The organism is Geothrix sp. SG200 (assembly GCF_022808935.1).
Lineage (GTDB): Bacteria > Acidobacteriota > Holophagae > Holophagales > Holophagaceae > Geothrix > Geothrix alkalitolerans.
Genome location: NZ_JAKZFR010000006.1, coordinates 72,088 through 93,780 on the forward strand (window position 1 = coordinate 72,088; position 21,693 = coordinate 93,780).

Below are 21,693 nucleotides of genomic sequence, written 5' to 3' on the forward strand. Positions count from 1 at the left end.
GGGTCTTCTTCGCGAGGGTGACCATGAACCTGAAGCTCGAGGCCGTGAATCTTGTCCGCTGGCTGCACTTCGTGACTCTGGCCGTGGGTGGCGGAGCGGCCGTGGTGGCGCTGCTCCTCTCCGGATTCGAGGAGGGCCGCGAGGAGATCCGGGGCCTGGCCGCGACGATCTGGGCGAAGGTGGTGGCCTGGTCCTTCCGGCTGGCGCTGGTCGCCGGCATCGGGCTCCTGGTCCTGATGATCCAGGGCGGCCAGAATCCCCTGAAGCACGGTCACTACTTCCACATCAAGCTCCTGCTGGTGCTCGTCCTGGTGGGCCTGTCCGAGATGACGCCCAAGGCCCTGGCGGCCGGCAAGCGGGGGTCCGCCTTGCTGGTCTTGATGTTCTTCCTGGCCTCGAGCTTCATCGTCTACAACAAGGGCCTCTTCGGGGGTTCCCCGGCCCCGGCCACGGTGATTCCCGCCACGGCGGACACCACCTTCACGGCCCGCTGATCCATGCGGCGCCTGGTCTGGATCCTGGCGGGGACGAGCCTCCTCGCCGGGTGGCCGGAGACTGTCCCTGAACGCACGCAGCTCCGGCGAACCTCCACGGTGGCAGAGGTCCAGGCCTTCATGGAGGCGTTGCGGAAGCAGGCCCCGGCCCTGGAGTCCTACCTGCCCAAGGGCGCGCCGCGGGCCACCGAGACCGGCCAGCCCCTGCTGGCCTGGCGCCTGAGGGGCACGGGAAAGGATCCGCTCCGCGTCTACGTGAACGCCAACATCCACGCCGGCGAGGTGGAGGGCAAGGAGGCCATCCAGCAAATCGTCCGCGAGCTGCTCCAGGGCAAGCATCCAGAGCTGCGGCGTGACCTCGACCTGGTGGTCATGCCCGCCTACAATGCCGATGGCACGGACGCGCTGGATCCCGCCATCCGGCCCTGGCAGCCCAACCCCACGGAGAGCGGCGTGGGCCGGCGCGAGAACGCCCAGGGCCTGGACCTGAACCGCGACCTCATGAAGGCGGCCGCGCCGAACACCCGCTGGCTCCTGGCCATGCTCCGCGACTTCGACCCGGCGGCGGTGCTGGACCTCCACACCACCAACGGCAGCACCCACGGCTTCCACCTCACGCACGGCCCCGCCTGCACCCTGGGTGCGGACGAGGGCCTGCTGGCCTTCAACCGGAAGATGCTGGTGGAAGTGCGTGAGCGCCTGAAGGCCGAGGGCATGCCCACCTACGACTACGGCAACTTCGTGCCCTACAAGCCCACGCCGAAGAAGCCCCCCACGGCCTGGGAGACCTACGATGCCCACCCCCGGCTGCTGACCAACTACCCGGCCCTGCGCAACCGCCTGGCGGTGCTCTCGGAGAGCTACGTCTACCGGGCCTGGCCGGACCGCATCTCCGACACGCGACGCTTCGTGCTGGCCTGCCTGGCCTGGATGGCGGAGCATCGCGGCGAGGTCCGGGGCGAGATCCGGATGGCCCAGGCCCGCTGGACCGAGGCCTGGACGAAGGAATCTGTGTCCCTCCCGCTTTCCGCGAAGCTGAAAGAGGTCGAGCGCGCGCCGTTCGACTGGGTGGATCCCATCCGGGACGCGAAGGGCCGCCTGGTGGGCGAAAAGTCGCGCACCCACCTGGTGCTGCCCAGCTTCGTGGGCTTCGAGGGGCGGGACTTCGTGCCCGTGCCGGCCGGCTACCTGGTGGACCCGGCCTTCGCCGCCGCGATCCGCCCCCTTCTCGAGGCCCACGGCCTGAGGGTGCTGGAAGGCCGCGCCCGGCCACGGACCCTGCCCGTCCTCAGATTCGAGGAGACAGGTCGCAAGCTCTCCCCGTCGGCCTACCAAGGCGTCTTCACGCTGGAACTCCAGGGCGCCTGGAAGGCGGGGACGGTACCAAAGCCCATGGAGTTGCCCTGGACGCCCACGGACCTGGACCGGGCGCTCTACGTGCCCATGGACCAGCCCCTCGGTCGCCTGGCCTTCTACCTGCTGGACCCCCGCAGCACCGACAGCCTGGTGTTCTGGGGCCTCTTCCACACGGTCCTGCTCCGGGGCAACGGCATGTGGGGCGAGCCGCCCAGGTTCCCGATCCTGGCGGTGGGACGTGGAGATGCCGGCCTCGTGACAGCCCAGCATTCTCCTGCGCCACAAGCGCAGGAATGACTCGGGGCGCCGAAAAGCGCCCCGAGCCTGCACGCAGCTTCGGTTGGGACCTCAGTCCTCGGGTTCCTCGTAGTCGCCGTTGTGCCACACGTTCTGCACGTCGTCGTTGTCCTCGAGCAGGTCCACGAGCTTGAGGAAGCTGGTGAGCTTGGAGCCTTCGAGGGCGGTGCTGGTGCTGGGGGCCATGATGATCTTGGCCTCGATGACGGGGAGCTTGGCGGCGTCCACGGCATCCTTCACGGCCTGGTAGGACTCGGGGCTGGTCTTGATGACCCAGGCATCGCCCTCGTTGGCCACGTCGTCGGCGCCGGCTTCCAGGGCCACTTCCATGACCTTGTCCTCGGAGACTTCCGGCTCCACGACGATCTGGCCCTCTTTGGTGAACAGGTAGGCCACGGAGCCCTGCGCGCCCAGCTCTCCCCCGAACTTGGTGAAGTAGCTGCGGACCTCCGGGGTTGTGCGGTTCTTGTTGTCGGTCATCGCCTCCACGAGGATCGCCACGCCACCGGGACCGTAGGCCTCGTAGACCACTTCCTCGTAGGTCACACCTTCCAGCTCGCCGGTGCCCTTCTTGATGGCGCGCTCCCAGTTGTCCTTGGGCATGTTGCTGCCCTTGGCCTGGTCCACCGCCAGGCGAAGGCGGGGGTTGCTGTTCACGTCACCGCCACCGAGGCGGGCCGCCACGGTGATCTCCTTGAGGATCTTCGTGAAGAGCTTGCCGCGCTTGGCGTCCGCGGCGCCCTTCTTGTGCTTGATGGTGGACCATTTGTTGTGGCCGGACATGGGGGTGGCTCCTTCAGTCGTTCGTTCCGTGCAGCAACCGCTTCGCGTTTGCCGAAGAGTGAAAAGATTCTTTTCAATACGTTGAAATCGACGCGCAGCGGCGATTCCAACGTCAGGCTTCAGCCTCGCAGCGCCCGGCGCGAGACACGGGCAAAGGCCGGTGCCTCCTGGCGGATCATGGGGCGCTCGAGCATGAACTGGTACCACTGCTCGCCATAGACCTTCATCTTGAGGGCCTTGCCGTTCTGCAGCAGGTTCCGGTTGGTGATGAGGCGCTCGTCGCCTTTGCAGACGCCGAGGCCCTGGTTGAGGATCTCGATGGCCTTGTCGCGCTCGCCCATCTCCACCAGCACGTAAGCGAAGACGGCGTAGAGCAGGCTCTCCTTCTTGCCGGTCTTGAGGGCCAGGGCGAAGGTCTCCTTGGCCTTCTTCTTCTCGCCGCGCTTCCACTGGAGGATGCCCAGCATGGCCTTGGCGATGTAGTGCTGCATGGAGGCCGACGCCAGCAGGGGTTCGGCCTCCTCGTTCTTCTTGCGGAGGTACTGCACCACGCCGATCTGGCCGTCGATGCTGCCCTTCACGAGGAACTGCTTGGAGGAGAACCGGTAGCCCTCCTTCATGATCTCGATGGCCTTCTCGAACTGCTGCTTCTTCAGCTGGTCGCCGGCCCGGGTGAAGATCTTTTCGAGCTCCTGCTGGACCTTGCGGCCCTGCCAGATGAAGAGGCCGGCACCCGCGAGGATGCCGATGGGCACGCTGATCCACAGCTTGATGCTGAGCAAGGTGGACAGCAGGATCACGGCGAGGGCGGCGCCCAGGCCGAGCAGGAGGTTGATCACAGGGGCTCCGATGGGGGCCCGGAACCGGGCCAAAGGGCCATTTTATCGGCCCTGAAGCCCATTTTCCATGCAGAGGTTTGGGACGCTACGCGATGACGCCGCTCCGGGAAGGGCTTGGCCGGCGACGGCGGAGCACGCGCTTCGCGGGAACCGCCGGGGCCTCCTTGCGGGGCCGGCCGGGGCCGCGCTTTGCGATGGCCTCTTTCGGCTTGGCCACCTTGCGCACCTTGACCTTCTTTTCCTTCTTCACCCGCTCGCGGCGGACGAGGGCCGCGGCAGCCCGGCCCGTCACCACCACCCGAGTGCCGTCCTTGAGCTTCTTGACCTTGCTGCCCGGCTTGCGGCCGCGCTTGAGGCTCATGGACAGGGGCTCGGTTTCGAGCAGGTCGCGCTCAAGCTGGGCCTGGAGCGCCATCATCTCGCCCTGGTCTTTTTCGTGGTCGTGACCGCAGAGATGAAGGAAGCCATGGATCACCAGCGTCTCGACTTCACGGCGCCGGCTGACACCGAACTTCTTGGCCATTTTCTCGGCAGTGGGAAGGCTGATCACGATGTCGCCAAGGTGCGGGAACGCCCCCTTTTCAGCGCTTGAGGGGAAACTCAGCACATCCGTCGTCATGTTTTTCCCGCGATGTTCTCGGTTGAGTTTTCTCATGCCGCGATCATCGACATAAGTCAGCGATACGCCCTGAGCATTTGGGGCAAGCCGATCCCGAAGGCTATGAAGCAGCTTCCCGAGGGACTGCTCGCCAGGCCCACGCATTTTGCTCCGGCTCGACCAATCGATCTGGAAGGGCAGCTTGGTATCAGTCATGGCCGGCTCCTGTGGAAGATCAGTCAAAGGGAATACATCATGGGGGCTATTGAGCCATTCGTCAATGTTTTCATTCTAGAGGCATGAAATGCATCAATGTTCCCCATTCAGATGATAGACCGGGGTGTTGGCCAAGCTGAACCAAAATGTCTTAAAAATATTGAATATAAAAGAGAAGTGATCGGCCCAGCAAGGATTCAATCCCCTGGGCCGATCCCTGGCATCCTTGAGGCATGGAGCCTCACCTGCCCGCCTCCCTGTCCGCGCCCCTGGGCCGCTACCTGGAACTGCTCGAGCGGTGGAACCGCACGCACGCCCTGACCTCCCTCGCCCCATCCGAGCGGCGGGAAGAGCTGCTGCTGGATGCGTCGGCGCTCCTTCCCTTCCTCGAAGCCCTCCCCCCGGGAGGCCGGGTGGCGGATCTGGGAACCGGCATGGGCTGCCCTGCGGTGGTGCTGGCCCTGGCCCGCCCCGACCTGGAGGTGCTCGCGGTGGATGCCTCCGCCAAGAAGCTGGCTTTCGTCCGCCAGGTGGCCCTGGAGCTGCCGTTGCCCAACCTCCGGCCTGTGCATGGCCGCCTGGAGGACCTGTCCCCCCTCGAGGCGGACCTCGGGACCGCCAAGGCCCTCGGATCCCTGGGGCAGCTGACGGCCTGGTGGGACCGGCACGGAAAACCAGACGCTCCGTTTCTGGCGCTCAAGGGGTCGGACTGGTCCGGGGAGGTCCTCCCCCCCGGTTGGGAGGCCACCCCCCATCCCTATGCCTTGCCCACCCGGGGGCGGCGTGTGGTGCTGGAACTGAAGCGCCGGAACGACTGAGGCCCCCGAAGGGGCCCCGGTCTTCGCCAGTCTGTTCAAGGGTTCAACGGGTGAGGGTGTCGCCGAGGAGGATCTCCTCGGTGGTCCTGAGCAGCCGGCAGGTGGCCGTCTGGGCGTCCGTGCGGACCACCAGGGCCTGGCCGATGTAGTGGGTGGTGGTCTCCGTGGCCTTCTTCCGGTCGTCGTCCGGGCCCACGGGGAAGGTCTTGGTGCGGACGGCCAGCAGCACGTCGCCCACCTTCAGGCCGTCGTTGGTGCCCTTGTCCACGATCACCATGTCGCCGATGGCCGTGTGCTGGTGGGCATCGCGGGCGAAGACGACCACGGCCGAGTTCGGGGCCATCTTCACGGGATCGGTGGTGTCCGTCCGGAGCTGGAGGGGCAGGTTCGCCGGCTCGGTGAAGCGCACCAGATGATCGCCCACCTCCACGCCGTCGAGGCAGCGCTCGATGATGGCGACGGATCCCTTGGGCTGGGGCGTCACCACCCGGAGCACGCCCACCTGCTGCACCACGTCGCCCATCTTGTGCTTGGTGGTGGGGTGCTTGACCTTGCGGGCCACGGTCTTGAGGATGAGGAAGCGGTCGCCGACCTTCACGCCCTGCTCGCTGCCGCCGTTCATATAGACAGTCTCGCCCTCGGCGAGGTGCTGGCGGTCATCCCGGCGGTTCCCGGTCAGGGTGAAGGCGCCCTGGTTCTTGTAGTGCGCCTCGGCGCCGTCGGGGGCGAAGAAGGGCAGCTGGATGAAGTCCTGGAAGGCGAAGCCCAGCTCGGGCCGCCTGGCGGCCGTGTAGGAGCCGCGCCGGTCGGGCTGGAGCCCGGAGACGGATTCTGGGACGGAGGCGGCGGTCGCCACGGCGCGGGTCAGGTCGATGATCAGGGGATCCCCGGGGTAGATCCAGTGCGGATCCTTGATCCACTGGTTCAGCTCCCAGATCTGGGGCCATGCGTAAGGATTGCCCAGGTACTTCCCAGACAGATCCCAGAGGGTGTCCCCCTTCTCCACGGTGTGGGTGCGGGAGCCTTCTGGCACCTGGATTTCCTTGGGATAATCCCATTTCGAGCTGTGGGTCTCGACCTTGATCGTGCCAGCGGGCTCCTGGGCCACAAGCGCGGGAACAGCGAAGGTCAGGGCCATGAAGAGACCGGGTGCCAGCGCGAGGGCGCGCCGCCGACCGACAGGCAGACGATTGGGCTGGTGCATCAGGGACCCCCAGGGGATTAGGTGGTGCTGATTATAGGTCTTCGACGCGGATCATATCTGAAAATAATGCCAAGCGGTTGCGAACTTCATCCTGGGATATCTGCTCGAGGCGTTCCGTGGAGAACTGTTCCACTGTGAAACTGGCCATGACCGAGCCCACCAGGGTGGCGTGCTTGAGGGCGGTCACATCTGCCCGTTCGATCCAGGCCAGGTAGCCCAGGAAGCCGCCGGCGAAGGTGTCCCCGGCCCCGGTGGGGTCGAACACGTTCTCGAGGGGGTAGGCCGGAGCGGCGAAGATCCCCTCGGGCGTGAAGAGGGCCACACCGTACTCCCCGCGCTTGACCACCAGGGTGCTGGGGCCGAGGGCCCGGACCTTCTTGTAGGCCTTGATGAGGCTGTATTCCTGGGTGAGTTCCCGCACCTCGGCGTCGTTCACCAGGAGGATGTCCACTTCCTTCAGGACCGCGTCCAGGGCCGGACGGGCGCCCCGGATCCAGTAGTTCATGGTGTCCAGCGCGATCCACTTGGGCCGCTTCGCCATCTGGCGCACCACGTCCAGCTGCAGGACGGGATCGATGTTCCCGAGGAACAGGTACTCGCACTCCCGGTAGCCGCCGGGCAGGACCGGCTTGAAGTCGGCGAAGACATTGAGGTCCGTGGCCAGGGTCTGGGCCTCGTTCAGGTCATAGCCGTAGGCCCCCTTCCAGCGGAAGCTCAGGCCCTTGACCTTCGACAGGCCCGCCAGGTCGATGGGGCGTCCTTCGAAGACACGCATCTGGTCCGGGCCGAAGTCCTCCCCCACCACGGCGACGATGCGGACGGGATGGAAGCGGCTGGCGCTCAGGGAGAAGTAGGTCGCGGAGCCGCCCAGGGCGTGCTCGCGGCTGCCGAAGGGTGTTTCCAGGTCATCAAAGGCCACACTGCCAACCACCAACAGACTCATCGGGGGAACTCCATGTGATTCGAACCAGGCAACCGGATCAGGACTGGGGCTGGGATGGGGTGAAATAGAGCAGCCAGGCCTGGCTGCCGCCCATGGGCACCGGCGCCTGGGCGAACCGCGCCACCATGGGCGTCTTGCCGGAGGCCAACAGGGCCAGCAGGCCCTCATGGAGCGCCGGCTCCGGACCCAGGATGACCTGGAGGCTGCGCCAGCCCAGCACGAGGCCGTCCTCCAGGCGGTCCTTCAGTCGGTCCATGGCGTCCTGGAGCGTGTGGCCGCGGAGGTCCAGCACGCCGTCCACATCGATGGCCATCCCCGCCGCCAGCTGGAACCGCATCGGAGAGGGCGGGGGCACCTCCGGCGTGCCGGCGGGAGTGGCCGCTTCGATGGCTGTGGGGGGCTCCGGGGGAAGAGCCGGGGGCGCCTTCTCCGCTGGGGGGGGCGGCGGAACCTGAGTTGGCCTGATCGCCGGGACCGTGACCGGGGCTGGGGCTGGGGAAGCCTGGGCCATGGGCCCGCGCGGAATCGGCTTCAGGCCTTTCAGGTCCTTGAGGGCTTCTTCAAAGGTCTCGGGCGGAGGCGGTGCGACGGGGGCCTCGGACGGCGCGGCCGGGGGTTCGGGGGAGGCCTTGGCCGGGCGGGGGGTCTTGGCTTTCAGGCCCATGGCCGACAGGAAGACCTCGTCTTCGTCATCCAGGCTGGTGGGGGCCGATGGCTTCGGGGCGGGTTTGGGAGCGGGTTTCGGCGCAGGGGCAGGGACCCCTTCCGCTCCCAGCTGCTGCTTCAACTTCGCCAGATCCTGCTTCCACGCCATGAACCATCCTCGTCCTGTCCAGAGTAGGCCATCGCGGTCCCGGCCCAAAGCCTGCTGTTGCAATCCGGCACGCGACCGAGGCAAAACGCCGCGATCGCGCCAGGGCCTCAACCGGAGTATTCTGCGCTGGATCCAAGGATTGACGGGGCTTGCCCTAAGCTGGCATGCCGTTCGCTCCGTAGTTTTCCAGCACCATCCATTGGAGGCCCTATGCGCCGAATCTCGATGCTCCTGCTGCCCACGCTCCTCGCTTCGGGCGCAGCGCTACACGCCCAGTCCCCGCACATGGGCTTCAGCCTGAACCTCACCATCCCCACCGGGGAGTTCTCCAGCAAGACCTACCCGGCCTACTACAGTCCTTCCGCGGGCTACGTGATCCCCCCCCAGAAGGAGACCTACGACGTGGGCCTCGGCGGCAGCTTCACGGTCAGCTTCCCCGTCGACCGCAGCCTGGCGATCCGCCTGAACGTCAGCGGATCCGCCGAGAACGGGACCAACCGCGCCCCGGGCGAGACCACCATCAACCTTCGCCATTCCATGTTCAACCTGGGTGGGGACCTGCAGATCTTCCCCGAGGGGACCGCCTACCGCCACCGCGGCTTCTACTTCGTGGCGGGGCTCTCGGCGGACTTCGAGCAGTTCGATCGCAGCTTTGGCGATCCTCTCTACGACTACACTGACACCACCCGCAAGAGCCGCATGGGCGGCTCCCTCGGCTTCGGCCACAGCTTCGGCTATGACGCGGGGTTGCGGTTCACGCTGGAGGCCACCTACCACAAGACCCTCACCTCCCACGACGTGGATGCCGGCGATCCCCCCGCCACCGACTTCGTGAAGGTCGGGTTCGGGTTCGTGTTCTAGGGTTTCTTCCACCGACGAAGAAGCGGCCCTCGCGGGCCGCTTCTTCATTCAGGGCAGGGCTCATTTCTTGGGAGCGGCCTTCTTCTTCCGGGCCTTGGGCCTGGCCGGCTCGGCCGGCTCGTCCTTGCCCAGGAGGGTGTTCACGAGGCGGGTGGCATCCTTGTTGGCGGGATCGAGCTTCTGGAGGCGGCGGGCATAGGCCAGGCGCTCCTGCTGGGGCCGGGCATCGTCGGCCTTCACCTGCTCCACCTTCCCGGCCACGAAGCGGGCGGTGCCGCCGGCCTCGGCGATCTCAGCCTTTTCGCGATCCAGGAACGCCTTCCAGTCCTCGGCAGCCTTGGTGGTGTTCACCTTGGTCTGGCGCAGCCGCTCAAGGATGCCGTCAATGTCCTTCAGGGCGCGCTCGCTGTGGGCGATGGCGGCCTTCTGCTCGTCCATGAAGATCCGGAGCTGCTGGCGGAGCTTCATCTGTTCCTGGGTCAGGCCGGGCGCCTCGTCCAGCTCTTTGAGCCGCGGGGCCTGCTTGTCCATGGCGTTCCGGAATTCCTGGAGCTTGGCCTCATGCTCGGCGCGAGTCTTGGCCAGCAGGGGCTCGGCAGTCGCCAGGTTCTCTTCGGCGGCGGCCTGCGCCTTCTGCAGATGGAGGACCGCCTCCTCCCAGCTGCCTTCGGCCACGCAGGCCCGGGCGGCCAGGCTGCGGAGGGCCGCGAGGGCGTGCATGTCGTTGTAGTCGGAGGGATTGACCGTGAGGCCCTCCCGGCCGAGAAGGGCCTCCACCCCGCGGCGGACGGTCGAGGCGTCACCCCGCTCCAGCTGGAGCTCCCAGGGGCCCCGGACCTCCTTGAACCGATCCGTGAGGCTCTGGGCGCCCAGGCTGGCGGCCAGGGCGCAGGCAAACAGGATTCCGAGGCGGCTCATGGTCGCTCCCTCCAGGTCGTACGCGGCGTGCTCACTTCTTCTTGCCGGCCTTCTTGGTGGGCCTGGCTTCCTTGGCGAAGGGTTCCTTGCCCTGCTTCAGGTTGTCCAGGGCCTTCGTGGCCGTGGCGTTGCCGGGATCCAGCACCAGCAGGCGGTTGAGGAACGCGGCCTGGGTCTGCGTGCCGTTCAGCTTGGTGACGTTCTCGTGGTTGCGGAGCACCGCGTCCACCCAGTTCTTCTTGCCGACGATCTTGATCTTCTTCATCGCCTGCTCGGTGTTGAACTTGGTGATCTCGTCGTTCTGGCTGGCCAGAACCTCCTTGGCCTTGGCGAGGGAGGTCTCCGCGGCCTTCACCATGCCCTCGGCTTCCTTGCGGTTGTCGGCGAGCACCTTGATCACCTTGGGGGCGTTGGCGATGTTCTGCTTGTGGACCGGGAGGGCCGCGTTGATCTGGTCGAGCTCCTGCTGCTGTTCGGGGGCCTTCGCGGCCCGCGCCTTGAGGTCTTCCAGGCCCTTGGCATCCAGCTTCGTCTGCTTGGAGTTCACGGCCGCGATCTCGTCCTGCAGGGCCTTCAGGCCGGTCTGCAGCTCCTGCTGGCGGCTCGCGTGCTTGGCGATGTATTCCTGGGAATCCTTGGCGGCCTTGTCCCACTGGGCGGCGATGGGGGACTGGGCCTTCTCCAGGTCCGCCTTGATCGCCTGGGCGGTCCTGAGCCGCTTGTCCTGGATCTCCAGGGCCTTCTCCCACTGGCCGGCCTCGGAGGCGGCGTTCGCCCAGAGGCGATAGAAGGAGAGGAGACCCTGGGCATTGTCCATGCTCTGGCCGATGGTCTGGAGGTTGGCGCCGTTGAACGCGGGGCGCTCGGCGGGGATCAGGCCCTCCACCTTCTTCATGGCCTCCTGGGCCTGGAAGGTCTTGAGCATCTGGTTGATCCCGGGCAGCTCGGCATTGAACCGCTGGGTCAGGTCGATGGGGGCGGGGGCCTGGGCCACCAGCGCCACGGCGGGGAAGAGGATGAGAGGCATCGGGCGCATGGGCACTCCGTAAAAGTCCAGGCTCCAGGGTAGCGAAAAGGCCCAAGGCCTGTCCGCCCCAAGGACAACTTGTGATGGGATCAGCCTTCCTGCCGCTTTTCCTCCAGCTCCAGCCAGGCGATCTCGAGATCCTCCAATTCCGCGCGGGCCGCGTCCCGGTCCTTCAGGGCCTGATGGCCCGGGCTGTCGGCCCGAAGGAAGGCCGATGGGTCGGCCAGGGCCGCATCCAGCTCGGACAGGCGGGCATGGAGGGTGTCCATCGCCTGTTCCACCTCGGCGAGACGCCGCAGCTCCTTCTGGGAGAGCCCCGGCTTGCGGGCCCGCGGCACCGCGGCTTTCACCGCGGCGCGGGCCGCCTCCAGGGAGGCCGCCCGGGCCTCCCGCAGGCTGCGCACGGTGGAAGGCGCGCCCTCATAGAGTTCCCAGCGGGGTGAACCCTCGCCGTTCCAGGCCAGCGTGTGGGTCACCACCTGATCCAGGAAGAAGCGGTCGTGGCTCACCAGCAGCAGGGTGCCCTGGAAGCCCAGCAGGGCCTCCTCCAGGTTCTGGAGGGTGGGGATGTCCAGGTCGTTGGTGGGCTCGTCCAGCACCAGCAGGTCGGCCGGACTGAGCATGGCCTTGGCGAGCAGGAGGCGGTTGCGCTCGCCGCCGCTGAGGGTGGCCGCGCTCCGGTTCTGCTGGTCCACCGGGAAGCCGAAGCGGGTGAGGTAGACGTGGGCCAGCAGGGTGCCGCTGCCGGTGTCCACCACCGCGGCGCGGTCCGCCAGGTTGTCCAGGATGCTGCGGGCGCCGTCGAGCTCACCCCGCCCTTGGGAGATGGTGGTGGTGGCGAGCTTCGGATGGCGGTACACCTCGCCCTCGAGGGGCTCCAGGTCTCCCAGCAGCACCTTCAGCAGGGTGGACTTCCCGCAGCCGTTGGGGCCCAGCAGGGCCACCCGCATCCCGCGCTGGAGGCTCAGGTCGAGGCCATCCAGCAGCTCGGGTCCGCCGGGGTAGGCGAAGCGCAGGCCCTCGGCGCGGATCAGGGCGTCGCTGCGGTTGCCGCCGGCGGCGAAGGCGAGCCCCTGGCGCGCCTCCAGGCGGGTGCGGTCCTCCACCGTGTCCTTGAGGTCGAGCACTTCCTGGATGCGCAGCTTGGACTTGCGGGTGCGGGCCTTCGCGCCGCGCCTCAGCCAGGCCATCTCGCGCCGCAGGCGGTTTTGCATGTGCTCCGTGAGGCGGGCCTCGCGGAACTCCCGGTCCGATTTCTCCAGCAGGTAGTCGCTGTAGCCGCCCTCGTAGCTGCGGAGCCCGCCGTCCTCCAGCTCCAGCATCCGGGATACCACGGCGTCCAGCAGGTGGCGGTCGTGGGTGATGAGGAGGAGGGCGCCCCCGAAGGCCTGGAGCCAGGCTTCCAGCTTCTCCACCTGGTCAGGGTCCAGGTGGTTGGTGGGCTCATCCAGCACCAGCACGTCCGGCTCCTTGAGCCAGGCCTGGGCCAGGGCCACGCGCTTGCGCCAGCCTCCGGAAAGCGATTCCACCTCGGCGTCCAGGTCCTCCAGGCCCCAGGTGGTGGCCGCCGCCTTGAGGCGCGGCTCGAGATCCCAGCCCCAGTGCTCGATCTGATGTTCCACGCTTTGCAGTTCGTCAAGCAGCCTTGCTTCCTCGAGGCCAGTTGCGCCATGGAGCGTCTCGTGGATCCGCTGGTGGCGGGCCAGCAGGGCCGCATGGTCCGCCAGGGCGGCTTCCAGGGCCTGCCGGATGCTGGCGCCCGGGGCGAAATGAGGCTCCTGGCTCAAGCGCGCGACGCGGAGTCCCTGGGTGATCACCACCTCGCCGGAATCGGGTGTCTCGTCCCCGGTCAGCAGCCGGAAGAGCGTGCTCTTCCCCGCGCCGTTGCGCCCGATGAGACCGACCTTCTCCCCCTGGAAGAGACCGAGGCTCAGTCCGTCCAGAATGGCTGTCGCGCCATAGCGTTTCGTGACATTGATCAAACTCAGGGCGATAGAAGGCAAGAAGGGCTCCTAAGACCTTCCAGAATCCCATGGATGGGGAGATCCTTGCCCGCAAAGAATTCCGTGAGGTCGCCATGTCCCTTCAGGAAGAACTCCAGATGTCGAAGCTCCCGTCCCCGGGGGTCCAGCTCGTGCTGCAGCTGATGCTGACGCGGGAGGCCGTCGTCCGGGTCCAGGAACGCCTCTTCGAGGCCCATGGCCTCACCATCCAGCAGTACAACGTCCTGCGCATCGCCCGGGGCGGCCCGGCCAAGGGACACCCCATCTACGAGATCGAGCGGCGCATGATTTACCGCTTCGCGAACGTGACGCGCCTGGTGGATCGCCTGGAGGCGCAGGGGCTGCTCAAGCGGGTGGCGGACCCCAAGGACCGGCGCGTCAGCCGCGTGGTCATCACGCCCAAGGGACGGCGGCTCATGGAGCGCCTCGACGAGCCCGTGCGCAGCATGGCCGCCCAGATGACCAGCTGCTGCGACGAGCAGGAGTGCCTGAACATGTCGGTCTGGCTGGAGCGCCTGCGGGAGCACTGCCTCCACCAGGAGGAGACGGTTCAGGAAGACCTGGTGGGCGCCATCAACTGATCCAGCAGCTGATAGGCGGCCGGTTCGGTCACGCCGTCCAGGCGCAGCCAGCGGCCCTGTCCGAGGTCCATCCACAGGAGGCGCGAGGCGGGATCCCACCAGCCCTGGCGGAAGGTGCGGGCGCCCGCCAGCCGCCGGTTCCCCTTGAGCTGGGCCTGCCCGGGGCGGGGGACGGCCTCCACCTTCCAGGTTCCGTTCAAACTGAGGGTGCCCTGCCGCAGGTCCCACCGCCCGCCTGGCAGCCGGAGGACGCTTCCGTCGGAGGTCGCCACCTGATCGCCTTCGATTCGGATGCCCTTGCCCCAGGGGGCTGAGCCTTCACGCTCAGGGATCCAGCGGACGCCTGAGAAGGCCTGGGCCGCGCCCTCCCAGCCCACGCTGCCGAGGTCGGAGAGATCCGTGTCCCCGAGCTTGATGCGGAGGGCCGAGGCCGGGGCCTGGTCGAAGGTGGGGTCCACGGGCACCCAGCGGTCCTTCAGCTTCACCTCGACCCAGAAGTGCAGGCCAAGGGTCTCGCCCAGGCCCACCCAGCCGGTGACGCCGCGGGCGGGGACGCCCAGGCGGCGCAGCAGGGCCACAGCCAGCACTCCATGTTCGGTGCAGTCGCCCCGCGGGTTGCGGCAGACCTCCAGGGCCGAGGCGAAGCCCACGGTGAAGTCCTTGTCGGAGATCCAGTCGAAGACGAAGGCGGTCACGCGCTTCGCCACCTCCCAGCGCGGCAGGCCTGGAGGCAGGGCCATGCGCCGAAGGAGGCCGTCGAAGGCGGGATCACGGAAGGGCACCAGGGGGCTGGGGGCCAGGTAGCGGGCCTCTTCCGGCACCGGAGTGCCCGTCACGGGGGACTGGGCCGCTTCCGCGGGGCTGGGCGGCACCGCCTGGGAGAGGCGCCACCGGCCATCGGGGAGCCGCGTCTGCTGGGCGTCCTCGGGCAGGGACGGCGGGGATCCCTCGGCCCGCAGCGTCAGGCTCTGCAGCCAGGGCTGGAAGGGGTGGGGCGGCAGGGTCTGGAGGGTGCGCTCGAAGAATCCCGTGGCATCGCCGGCGCGGGCCTCGGGCGGGGGAAGCTCCGCACGCTGCATCAGGATGGCGAGGCCGCCCAGGTCGGTCTTCTGGCGCAGCTCGCCCGCCGTGGGCGAGATCCAGACTTCCACCGGCGCCGACGACGCGCCCTGGGTCTCCTGGCCGGTGAAGCGCACGGCGTCGGGAAAGCCGGGAAGCGGCACCGCCCCCGCCGGTTCGAGGCTGAGGGTGCTCCACTGCTGGACCGGGAAGGAGTAGGTGATCGCCTTCACGGGACGGCGCAGCCGCGCGGCCTCCATGAGGCGGGCATCGAGATCCTCGGGCCAGAGCAGCGCGCCGTCGGGCACCTGGGTGCGCAGGGCCGCCCCGTTCAGGGGATGCAGGTTCAAGGCACGTGGATCCGACGGCGACCACTCCGCCCGGCCCTCGAAGGGCTCCTTGGAGAGCTGGAGCCGCCAGGTGAAGGTCATGGCGCCGTCCGTGCCGCGGCGGGCGGTCTGGTCCACTTCCTGGCGGATCTCCTGGCCGAGGCGCGAGATGGACAGCCACTCGCGGTTCCGCACCTCGCGGACGCCGCCTCGGGTCTTCGTCTCCTGGGATGCTCCGCCCACTTCCTGTCCGCCCACCCATTGGCGGTAGGTCCGGACCGGGCAGTCCTGGGCGAGGAGGACCCCGCCGAGGGCGGCTGCGAAAAGGAGGGAGGCGCGCATCTCCCCAGTCTACCGGTTGAATCCGGGCAGACTGGAAGGGTGATCCGGACCTTTGCCGCCATCGTGCTCAAGGCCGTGCCCTTCGCCGAGGGCGGGGCCGTGGTGTCCTTCCTGTCCGAGCACGGGGAGCGGCTGTCGGGCCTGGCCAAGGGAGTGAAGAAGCCCACGGCCAAGTGGGTGGCGGCCTTCGAACCCCTGGGCATGGTGAAGGTGAGCTTCTTCGGCAAGGAGCAGACCGAGCTGAAGCGGGTCACCCGCTGCGAGCTGGCCTTCAGCCCGCTGACCCTCGGCCACCTGGAGTGCAGCCTCGTCATGGCCTGCCTGGCGGACCTCTTCGACCGGGTGGCCAAGGAGGGCGTGGAGGACGACCGCCTCTACCGGCTGCTGAGCGCCTGCGGGCGGGCCCTCAAGGCCGACCCGGACAACGCCCTCGGCATCCTGGCCTACGCCGAGCACTGGCTGCTGCACTGCCTGGGGCTGCTGCCCCACCCGCGGGTCTGCGGGCGCTGCGGGAACGAGGTGGCGCCGCTGGTCCTCCTGAGCCCCGAGCATGGCTGGTCCTGTGCGGAGTGCACGCCGGTGGATCCCGCCGAGGCCCTGCCTCCCGGGACGCGCGAATACCTGCGGCGCCTCCGCACCGGCAGCGCCGACGCGGCCCCGCGGCTGGATCCCGCGAACGAGGCCCAGGTGGCGGTCACGGCTCTGCTGCGCTCCCGCCTGATCCAGGAGCTGGGGGGCGGCCTCCGGAGCTATGAGGTGCTCTGGCGGACGATTTGAGGCCGCGGTTCCTGTTGGCCCAAATTTGCCTTGGCGGGGCCGCCGGCCGATGGGAACTCATGGCTTGAGGATGGGCATGAGGTTGGGGAGCGTCTTCGTGGGATTGGGCGGCATCCGCTCCTGGCTGGCGGACCTCGCGGTGTTGCCCCTCCTGGGCGCCGCGGCCTACCTCCTCTTCACGGCCTCGGCGTCGCTACGGCCGGCGGAGGCCGCGGTTCTGATGATGGCGGCCGCGGGGCTGGTGCTGCTGGGACGCCGGTGGCTGGCCTGGCAGCGGAGCCTGGCGCCGGAGAGTCTGCTGGCGGACTGGGCCGGCCGCATCCTCCGGGGCGATCGCGCGCCGCTCGCTCCTCCCGCGGGCATGGAGCCGGGGGACCTTGAGGTGACGAAGGCGCTCAACCTCCTCCTGGAGGAAGGCCGCCTGATGGACGGGCGCCTGGAGTCCCTCCACCGGGCCGTCCTCCGCGAGTGGGCAGACCTGGATGGGCTGATGGGGCAAGTCCAGCAGCGGTCCGGCGAGGATCGGGCGGCGCAGGTCGCGGTCCGGAAACGGCTGGTGACCTTCGGCCGCGACCTCCGGGACGTGGTGGAGCGCTCCGTGAAGGTCGACCGGATCGAACTGGAGCTGCGGCTCAGGGCGGACCAGCACCGCATCCAGGGACAGGCTTTCAGGGCCGCCATGGAACAGGCCCAGGGGCGGCTCGAAAAGGTCGAAGGGCTGATGGACGACCTGAAGGAGACCTTCCCCCGCCTGCGGGAAGGCGAGGAATCCCTGGGGCGGCTGGCGGACGCCGGGGTGCGTCAGGGCGCGCGTCTCGACCTGGCGGTCAAGGGCCTGGCGACCCACACGCCGAGGCTCGTGGAGGAGACCCGGATCCGGGCGGAGCAGCTCCGGCGCTTCCGGACCTCGGCGGATGACCTGCGGGACCAGGCGGAGGCCCTGGCCCGCCGCATCGAAGGCTTCAGAGTCGAATCGCAGCGGCGGATCGAATCCTTCGGCGGCGCGCAGGGAGCCATCCACGTCATCGATCAGGCGGCCCAGCAGGCCGGCCTGCTGGCGGTGAACACTGCGATCCTCGCCCAGCAGGGCGGTGGCGGGCCCCGCCTGCAGACCATCGGCGGGCGCCTCCGCGGCCTGGCCGACCAGACTTCGCAGGGGGCGGCGGACCTGGGGCGGGTCCTCGATGAGCACCAGCAGGGCATGGAGCGGGAGAGCGCGGGACTGTGGGACCTCCAGGAGGTGACGCAGCGCCTCGGTTCGGGCATTCAGGAGCTCCTCCATGTGGCAAGCCATCTGGATCAGCAGGGACAGGACCTGGAGCGGACCTTGGAGGCCCAGGTGGCCCTGGTGGGGCAGGTGCAGGAGGCCTCGGATCGCGCGGAACAGTCCCTTCTCCAAATCGGCGAGTGTTCGGCGGCCCTCCAATCGGCCCTGAGCCGCCAGTGGGGCGTGGAGGCCAAGGCGGCGGCCGAGATGGATCAGCTGGTCAGGACCGGCAGGCACATGGCCGAAGCGGGCCGCGACCTCTCCCGGATCGCCCAGAAGAACATGGAGGAGATCTGGGGGATCCTCGAAGGCCACCAGGCCCTCCGCCAGAGCGAGGCCTACCGCCAGATTGCCCACGGCGACCTGGCCAGCCTCCTGGGACCCGAAGACCGGACGGATCCCGCGTGGAACCGGGTCGCCTGGGCCAGGGCCCAGCGTCGCCCGCGCCTGCTGGAATGCATGGGGCGCGCACGCCCCTTCGGCCGTCCGGACCCGACCGGGGGGATCCGGATGCTCGTCCTGGGGCTGGATGCCCTCGGACGTCCCGAACCCTCCGCCGTGGCGGATTGGTCCTGCGACGACGATGGCCAGGCCTGGCGGCTCGTCCTCGCCGAAGGCCTCGGCGCCGAGGACCATCGACATGCCTTGCAGGAGACGCTCAGGGAGAGCCCCCTGCGAGCCTGCCTTCCGGGCACGGAAGTCCATGTCTCCGCAGAGGGGGTCGATGTCCGGCTGCCCTTCCCCTACTCGGGATTTCCCCGCTTCCTGGCAGGCCTCGGGCTCGACATGACCGTGGACCCCGCGGCCTGGCGAGCCCCGCTCCGCGAGATGGGTCCGCGGATGGCCCCCGTGCAGCGGTTCTTCTGGTGCGGTCCGGGCATGGAGCCCGTCCGGCGGAGCAGCCTCATGCGCCTGGTCCATGCCTGGGTCCGGGATGATCCGCAACATGAGACCTTCCTGCTGGGGTTGCCCTATGAGGGGCACCGGCCACCCTGCCCCTGGCTCGCGGGGAGCGACCCGGGTGAGCGCCTCGAGGCCCAGCCGAAGGTTCGATGCCTGGGCCTGGGGGCTGACGCCACAAGCCTCCGCCCGTTCCTGAACCGCCTGCTTCAGGCCGGGGCGCAGGAAGGAGAGGGGGAAGCGGTCCTCTGCGCGGCGGCCCTGGGCCACGACCATCCGGAGGCTCTGCTCCTGCGGCTCTTCCAGGCTGGCGCGGGCATGGCCGGCGCGCCCCATCCGGATCTGGCCCCGCTCCGCGCCCGCCTTCAATCGGAGGTGCTTGGCGGGCAGAGCCCCGATCCGTACCGCGCGGCCTGGCAGCTGTTGGAGGATCTCCAGCGCAAGGGGTGGGTGCTGCCACTGCCTTCCGCGGAGTGATCTGGAAGATCCCCGACCCTAATCCAGGTAGGTGCCTTGACAGCGGTGCTTCACCGCCGATACCTGATGCAAGCGATCTTTGGACCTCCTCCAGACGGTGTGTGATCCAGGGCCCGGGATTGCCACCAACCTGATGTCCGCCGCCTTCGGTGGGCGTGGGTTCTGCGGAAGGCCACAGTCGCCACCCACAGGAGATCCCATGTCCATCCTCGCGCTCCGGCGCGGCCGGGGGCCTGCCTTCCCGGACCTTCCGCCCACCCTGCAGCCCCACGCCATCCTCGCTTCGGCGCCGCCTTCGGACACCTTCCGCGCGGCCTCGCTGTCCGCCTTGACCTACCTCCTGCTCGCCGGCGGGGCCGTGGCCATCGCGTCCTTCGGGCCGAAGGTCGTCCTGGCGCCGGCGCTTCCGCCCGCCCCTCCCTGGAGACCGATTGAGCTCGACGGGCCTCCGCGCCCGCGTCCCGTCGAACGTCAGGCGCCCACAGCCACCGGGAGCGTGGGAGGCGGCAGCGCCGCCGTCACCACCGGGGCGCCCACGCGGGCGGATCCGGTGGAGCCCGCCGCGGGGCTTCCCACCTTGGATCGCCACCTGGAGGTCCCCGGGGCAGGGCCCGCGCTTCCGGGCCCCGCCATCCCGGCCACCGGCCCCGCAGGTCCCGCAGCGGGCCCGGCGATCCACGACTTCACCACCACCGCTCCGGCGATCCTCCATCGCGTGGATCCCATCTACCCGGATCTGGCTCGCCGGGCCCATGTCCAGGGCACGGTGGTTCTGATGATGGTGGTGGATGAACGTGGCGTGCCCATGCAGGTGCGGGTCCTGGACGGCCACCCGGCCTTGCAGGATGCCGCGCTGCAGGCCGCCCGCCAGTGGCGCTTCGAACCCGCCCTGATGGATGGCCACCCGGCGGCGGCGAGCTTCCGGCTCACCCTGAACTTCCGGTTGAGGTGAGGATGCCATGGTCACGAAGATCCGTAGCGACATCAACATCACGCCCCTGGTGGACATCGTCCTGGTGCTCCTGATCGTCTTCATCACCCTCGTTCCGGTCCTGCCCCGGGCCCTCGACGCCTCCCTCCCCGGGGGCGCCGGGGCCGGGGTCCCGGGACCGATCCTCCGCCTCACCCTCGGGGCGGACGGTTCGCTCGACCTGGATGGCGTGAAGGTCACGCTGGCTGAGCTGCCCGCGCGGATCCACGCGACGACCGGGAAGGTGGTGCTCCGGGTCCACCCTTCGCTGCCCCTCCACCGGGCCACGGGCGTCCTCGACGCCGTCAAGGCGGGCCGGCCGGAAGCCTTGCCGGCCCTGATCGCCACGCCGGAGGGCAGCTAGCCGCGGGTCTTTGGTACGACCTCCTGGATCGTGCTAGCCTCGACCCTTGTGGATCAGGGCGTCGCTGCTCGCAAGGGCAGAGGAAAGTCCGGGCTCCACAGGGTGCTGGGCCTGGTAACACCAGGGCGGGGCGACCCGACGGACAGTGCAACAGAGAGCAGACCGCCGATGGATCTTCGGATCACAGGCAAGGGTGAAACGGTGGGGTAAGAGCCCACCGCCGGACTGGCAACAGGACGGGCACGGTAAACCCCCCAGGGAGCAAGACCAAATAGGCCGGCGCACCGCGCAAGCGGCGAGGGTTGACCCGACCGAGCCGGCGGGTAGGTCGCTTGAGTTGGATGGCGACATCCATCCCAGAGGAATGACGTCCCACGACAGAACCCGGCTTACCGATCCACCGGAGCCCCCGCAAGGGGGCTTCGCCGGTTCAAACCGGGGGTCCCGTGCTCGCGCGCACACCCCCGGACCCCCGAGCAGAGGCTCGGCGGAGCCGTGCCCCTGCTTGACGATTTCCTCGAAGGTTCGGCTACCCTGGTGACTTCTCTGGATAGGCCTCTGACCCGCTGCCGACATCGCTCCTGTTCCGCGCCTGGACTTGGCGCCGGGAGCCCGCGCCTGGGCTGACGCAAGGGCGCGACCCTGTGTCTTTCGCCGCGCCTCCGGGCGGGCGGACCCCCCTTTTCGGAGATTCCCATGTTCCACGACTTGACTTGCCTGGCGCGCCGTCTCGAGCGCGCCCAGGCCCTCCAGAACGAACGATTCAACCAGGCGGCCGGAGGCCGCAGCCTGTCAGTGGGCGGCGGCTTCGCGCACCTTCGCGGCGAGGCCCACCCCCTCAATCAGGCGCTGGGGCTGATCGAGCCGATCACCGAACCAGAGCTGGAGGCCCTCGAGGCCTTCCTCGGCGTGCCCACCGTGCTGGAACTCAGTCCCGGCGCCGATCCATCGCTCTGGACGCTGCTGGCGCGCCGGGGGTACCGCCTCCACGCCTTCCAGCAGCTGTGGGCGCGATCCCTGGAGGGCCCACCTGCGGCAGGTTCGGAAGGCCTGGTCCGGCAAGCCCGGCTCGACGAGGCCGGGATCTTCAACCGCGTGGTCGCGGCAGGGTTTCTCGAGCGCGATGACTGGCGGGACCTGACGCCGCCTTTCGAGGTGTCCCTGGAGGTGCCGGATGCTTGGGGCTTCCTGGCCTTCGTGGACGGAGAGCTGGCCGGAGGCGGCCTGCTGGGCGTCGTGGAGGGCGTGGCCCTGCTCTCGGGCGATGCGGTGCTGCCGCGCTTCCGGGCCCGCGGATTGCAGAAGGCCCTCATCGCTGCGCGGCTGGCCTTCGCGCGGGTCCGCGCCTGTGACCTGGCCTGCGCCTCCACGGCCCCGGGCACCGCCAGCCAGCGGTCCTACGAGGCCTGCGGCTTCCGGGCCGCCTACCCCAAGGTTGAGATGGCGCGGGGCTGAG

Annotated in this window: 20 protein-coding genes and 1 other RNA gene; 11 read left to right on the forward strand and 10 right to left on the reverse strand. The window is 68.7% G+C overall.

The genetic code is table 11. From position 1 onward, the window contains the following. The first annotated feature begins 23 nt into the window (after positions 1–23). Together ML539_RS12310 and ML539_RS12315 are read left to right on the forward strand one after the other, a co-directional pair. On the forward strand, positions 24–494 hold the full coding sequence (locus ML539_RS12310; RefSeq protein WP_243324261.1) for a hypothetical protein: 471 nt from the start codon (positions 24–26) through the stop codon (positions 492–494). 3 nt (positions 495–497) lie between these two features. After that, on the forward strand, positions 498–2,147 hold the full coding sequence (locus tag ML539_RS12315; RefSeq protein WP_243324263.1) for a M14 family zinc carboxypeptidase: 1,650 nt from the start codon (positions 498–500) through the stop codon (positions 2,145–2,147). A 51-nt stretch (positions 2,148–2,198) separates the two neighbouring features. On the opposite strand, the gene ML539_RS12320 is transcribed toward ML539_RS12315, so the two are convergent. From ML539_RS12320 to ybeY, 3 genes are all read right to left on the reverse strand, one after another. Next, positions 2,199–2,930, reverse strand: coding sequence for a YebC/PmpR family DNA-binding transcriptional regulator (locus ML539_RS12320; protein ID WP_243287541.1), 732 nt, complete (start codon positions 2,928–2,930; stop codon positions 2,199–2,201). Between the two features lie 119 nt (positions 2,931–3,049). Then, positions 3,050–3,769, reverse strand: a complete 720-nt coding sequence (locus ML539_RS12325; protein ID WP_243324265.1) for a hypothetical protein — start codon at positions 3,767–3,769, stop codon at positions 3,050–3,052. Positions 3,770–3,854: 85 nt separating this feature from the next. Continuing rightward, positions 3,855–4,583, reverse strand: coding sequence for an rRNA maturation RNase YbeY (gene ybeY, locus ML539_RS12330; RefSeq protein WP_243324276.1), 729 nt, complete (start codon positions 4,581–4,583; stop codon positions 3,855–3,857). A 233-nt stretch (positions 4,584–4,816) separates the two neighbouring features. On the opposite strand from ybeY, the gene ML539_RS12335 reads away from it, so the two are divergent. After that, positions 4,817–5,401 carry an RsmG family class I SAM-dependent methyltransferase gene (locus ML539_RS12335; protein WP_243324278.1) on the forward strand — a complete coding sequence of 195 codons (585 nt, stop codon included), beginning with the start codon at positions 4,817–4,819 and terminating at the stop codon, positions 5,399–5,401. A 43-nt stretch (positions 5,402–5,444) separates the two neighbouring features. On the opposite strand, the gene ML539_RS12340 is transcribed toward ML539_RS12335, so the two are convergent. The 3 genes from ML539_RS12340 to ML539_RS12350 are packed head-to-tail and all read right to left on the reverse strand — an operon-like array spanning position 5,445 to position 8,362. Next, a complete protein-coding gene (locus tag ML539_RS12340) occupies positions 5,445–6,605 on the reverse strand; it encodes a LysM peptidoglycan-binding domain-containing protein (protein ID WP_243324280.1) in 1,161 nt (386 codons plus the stop codon). A gap of 31 nt (positions 6,606–6,636) precedes the next feature. Beyond that, complete coding sequence (locus ML539_RS12345) at positions 6,637–7,548, reverse strand: PfkB family carbohydrate kinase (RefSeq protein ID WP_243324282.1); 912 nt, start codon at positions 7,546–7,548, stop codon at positions 6,637–6,639. Positions 7,549–7,585: 37 nt separating this feature from the next. Further along, a complete protein-coding gene (locus ML539_RS12350) occupies positions 7,586–8,362 on the reverse strand; it encodes a Smr/MutS family protein (protein ID WP_243324596.1) in 777 nt (258 codons plus the stop codon). A 210-nt stretch (positions 8,363–8,572) separates the two neighbouring features. Here ML539_RS12350 and ML539_RS12355 point away from each other — a divergent pair, with 210 nt between their 5' ends. Next, positions 8,573–9,223 (forward strand): outer membrane beta-barrel protein, encoded by a 651-nt coding sequence (locus ML539_RS12355; RefSeq protein ID WP_243324283.1) that lies wholly within the window; start codon positions 8,573–8,575, stop codon positions 9,221–9,223. A gap of 60 nt (positions 9,224–9,283) precedes the next feature. Here ML539_RS12355 and ML539_RS12360 read toward each other — a convergent pair whose 3' ends face one another. From ML539_RS12360 to ML539_RS12370, 3 genes are all read right to left on the reverse strand, one after another. After that, a complete protein-coding gene (locus ML539_RS12360; RefSeq protein ID WP_243324284.1) occupies positions 9,284–10,141 on the reverse strand; it encodes a hypothetical protein in 858 nt (285 codons plus the stop codon). A gap of 31 nt (positions 10,142–10,172) precedes the next feature. Then, positions 10,173–11,177, reverse strand: coding sequence for a DUF3450 domain-containing protein (locus tag ML539_RS12365; protein ID WP_243324285.1), 1,005 nt, complete (start codon positions 11,175–11,177; stop codon positions 10,173–10,175). 80 nt (positions 11,178–11,257) lie between these two features. After that, positions 11,258–13,171 carry an ABC-F family ATP-binding cassette domain-containing protein gene (locus ML539_RS12370; protein ID WP_243324286.1) on the reverse strand — a complete coding sequence of 638 codons (1,914 nt, stop codon included), beginning with the start codon at positions 13,169–13,171 and terminating at the stop codon, positions 11,258–11,260. Between the two features lie 74 nt (positions 13,172–13,245). Here ML539_RS12370 and ML539_RS12375 point away from each other — a divergent pair, with 74 nt between their 5' ends. Beyond that, entirely contained in the window at positions 13,246–13,752 is a 507-nt protein-coding gene (locus tag ML539_RS12375) for a MarR family transcriptional regulator (RefSeq protein WP_243316939.1), read from the forward strand. Here ML539_RS12375 and ML539_RS12380 read toward each other — a convergent pair. Next, a complete protein-coding gene (locus tag ML539_RS12380) occupies positions 13,722–15,482 on the reverse strand; it encodes a transglutaminase-like domain-containing protein (protein ID WP_243324287.1) in 1,761 nt (586 codons plus the stop codon). The two genes, ML539_RS12375 and ML539_RS12380, sit on opposite strands and share 31 nt — an antisense overlap. Before the next feature lie 39 nt (positions 15,483–15,521). On the opposite strand from ML539_RS12380, the gene recO reads away from it, so the two are divergent. The 6 genes from recO to ML539_RS12410 all read left to right on the forward strand — a co-directional run bounded on the left by recO (position 15,522) and on the right by ML539_RS12410 (position 21,692). Further along, complete coding sequence (gene recO, locus ML539_RS12385) at positions 15,522–16,259, forward strand: DNA repair protein RecO (protein ID WP_243324289.1); 738 nt, start codon at positions 15,522–15,524, stop codon at positions 16,257–16,259. Positions 16,260–16,335: 76 nt separating this feature from the next. Next, on the forward strand, positions 16,336–18,903 hold the full coding sequence (locus ML539_RS12390) for a methyl-accepting chemotaxis protein (RefSeq protein WP_243324291.1): 2,568 nt from the start codon (positions 16,336–16,338) through the stop codon (positions 18,901–18,903). 199 nt (positions 18,904–19,102) lie between these two features. Continuing rightward, positions 19,103–19,855: an energy transducer TonB gene (locus tag ML539_RS12395; protein WP_243324293.1), complete on the forward strand. Its 753-nt coding sequence runs from the start codon at positions 19,103–19,105 to the stop codon at positions 19,853–19,855. A gap of 7 nt (positions 19,856–19,862) precedes the next feature. Further along, on the forward strand, positions 19,863–20,237 hold the full coding sequence (locus ML539_RS12400; RefSeq protein ID WP_243324294.1) for a biopolymer transporter ExbD: 375 nt from the start codon (positions 19,863–19,865) through the stop codon (positions 20,235–20,237). Between the two features lie 45 nt (positions 20,238–20,282). Then, an RNA gene (gene rnpB / locus ML539_RS12405) (RNase P RNA component class A) lies at positions 20,283–20,645 on the forward strand. Between the two features lie 288 nt (positions 20,646–20,933). Continuing rightward, positions 20,934–21,692, forward strand: coding sequence for a GNAT family N-acetyltransferase (locus ML539_RS12410; RefSeq protein WP_243324295.1), 759 nt, complete (start codon positions 20,934–20,936; stop codon positions 21,690–21,692). The last annotated feature ends 1 nt before the right edge of the window (position 21,693 follow it).

What these genes read in the sequence shown, in the direction of transcription:
- ML539_RS12310 (WP_243324261.1), top strand. Translation starts at nt 24, where the DNA reads ATGAACCTGAAGCTCGAGGCCGTGAATCTTGTCCGCTGGCTGCACTTC.
- ML539_RS12315 (WP_243324263.1), top strand. Translation starts at nt 498, where the DNA reads ATGCGGCGCCTGGTCTGGATCCTGGCGGGGACGAGCCTCCTCGCCGGG.
- ML539_RS12320 (WP_243287541.1), bottom strand. Translation starts at nt 2,930, where the DNA reads ATGTCCGGCCACAACAAATGGTCCACCATCAAGCACAAGAAGGGCGCC.
- ybeY (WP_243324276.1), bottom strand. Translation starts at nt 4,583, where the DNA reads ATGACTGATACCAAGCTGCCCTTCCAGATCGATTGGTCGAGCCGGAGC.
- ML539_RS12335 (WP_243324278.1), top strand. Translation starts at nt 4,817, where the DNA reads ATGGAGCCTCACCTGCCCGCCTCCCTGTCCGCGCCCCTGGGCCGCTAC.
- ML539_RS12340 (WP_243324280.1), bottom strand. Translation starts at nt 6,605, where the DNA reads ATGCACCAGCCCAATCGTCTGCCTGTCGGTCGGCGGCGCGCCCTCGCG.
- ML539_RS12345 (WP_243324282.1), bottom strand. Translation starts at nt 7,548, where the DNA reads ATGAGTCTGTTGGTGGTTGGCAGTGTGGCCTTTGATGACCTGGAAACA.
- ML539_RS12350 (WP_243324596.1), bottom strand. Translation starts at nt 8,362, where the DNA reads ATGGCGTGGAAGCAGGATCTGGCGAAGTTGAAGCAGCAGCTGGGAGCG.
- ML539_RS12355 (WP_243324283.1), top strand. Translation starts at nt 8,573, where the DNA reads ATGCGCCGAATCTCGATGCTCCTGCTGCCCACGCTCCTCGCTTCGGGC.
- ML539_RS12360 (WP_243324284.1), bottom strand. Translation starts at nt 10,141, where the DNA reads ATGAGCCGCCTCGGAATCCTGTTTGCCTGCGCCCTGGCCGCCAGCCTG.
- ML539_RS12365 (WP_243324285.1), bottom strand. Translation starts at nt 11,177, where the DNA reads ATGCGCCCGATGCCTCTCATCCTCTTCCCCGCCGTGGCGCTGGTGGCC.
- ML539_RS12375 (WP_243316939.1), top strand. Translation starts at nt 13,246, where the DNA reads ATGTCCCTTCAGGAAGAACTCCAGATGTCGAAGCTCCCGTCCCCGGGG.
- ML539_RS12380 (WP_243324287.1), bottom strand. Translation starts at nt 15,482, where the DNA reads ATGCGCGCCTCCCTCCTTTTCGCAGCCGCCCTCGGCGGGGTCCTCCTC.
- ML539_RS12390 (WP_243324291.1), top strand. Translation starts at nt 16,336, where the DNA reads ATGAGGTTGGGGAGCGTCTTCGTGGGATTGGGCGGCATCCGCTCCTGG.
- ML539_RS12395 (WP_243324293.1), top strand. Translation starts at nt 19,103, where the DNA reads ATGTCCATCCTCGCGCTCCGGCGCGGCCGGGGGCCTGCCTTCCCGGAC.
- ML539_RS12400 (WP_243324294.1), top strand. Translation starts at nt 19,863, where the DNA reads ATGGTCACGAAGATCCGTAGCGACATCAACATCACGCCCCTGGTGGAC.
- ML539_RS12410 (WP_243324295.1), top strand. Translation starts at nt 20,934, where the DNA reads ATGTTCCACGACTTGACTTGCCTGGCGCGCCGTCTCGAGCGCGCCCAG.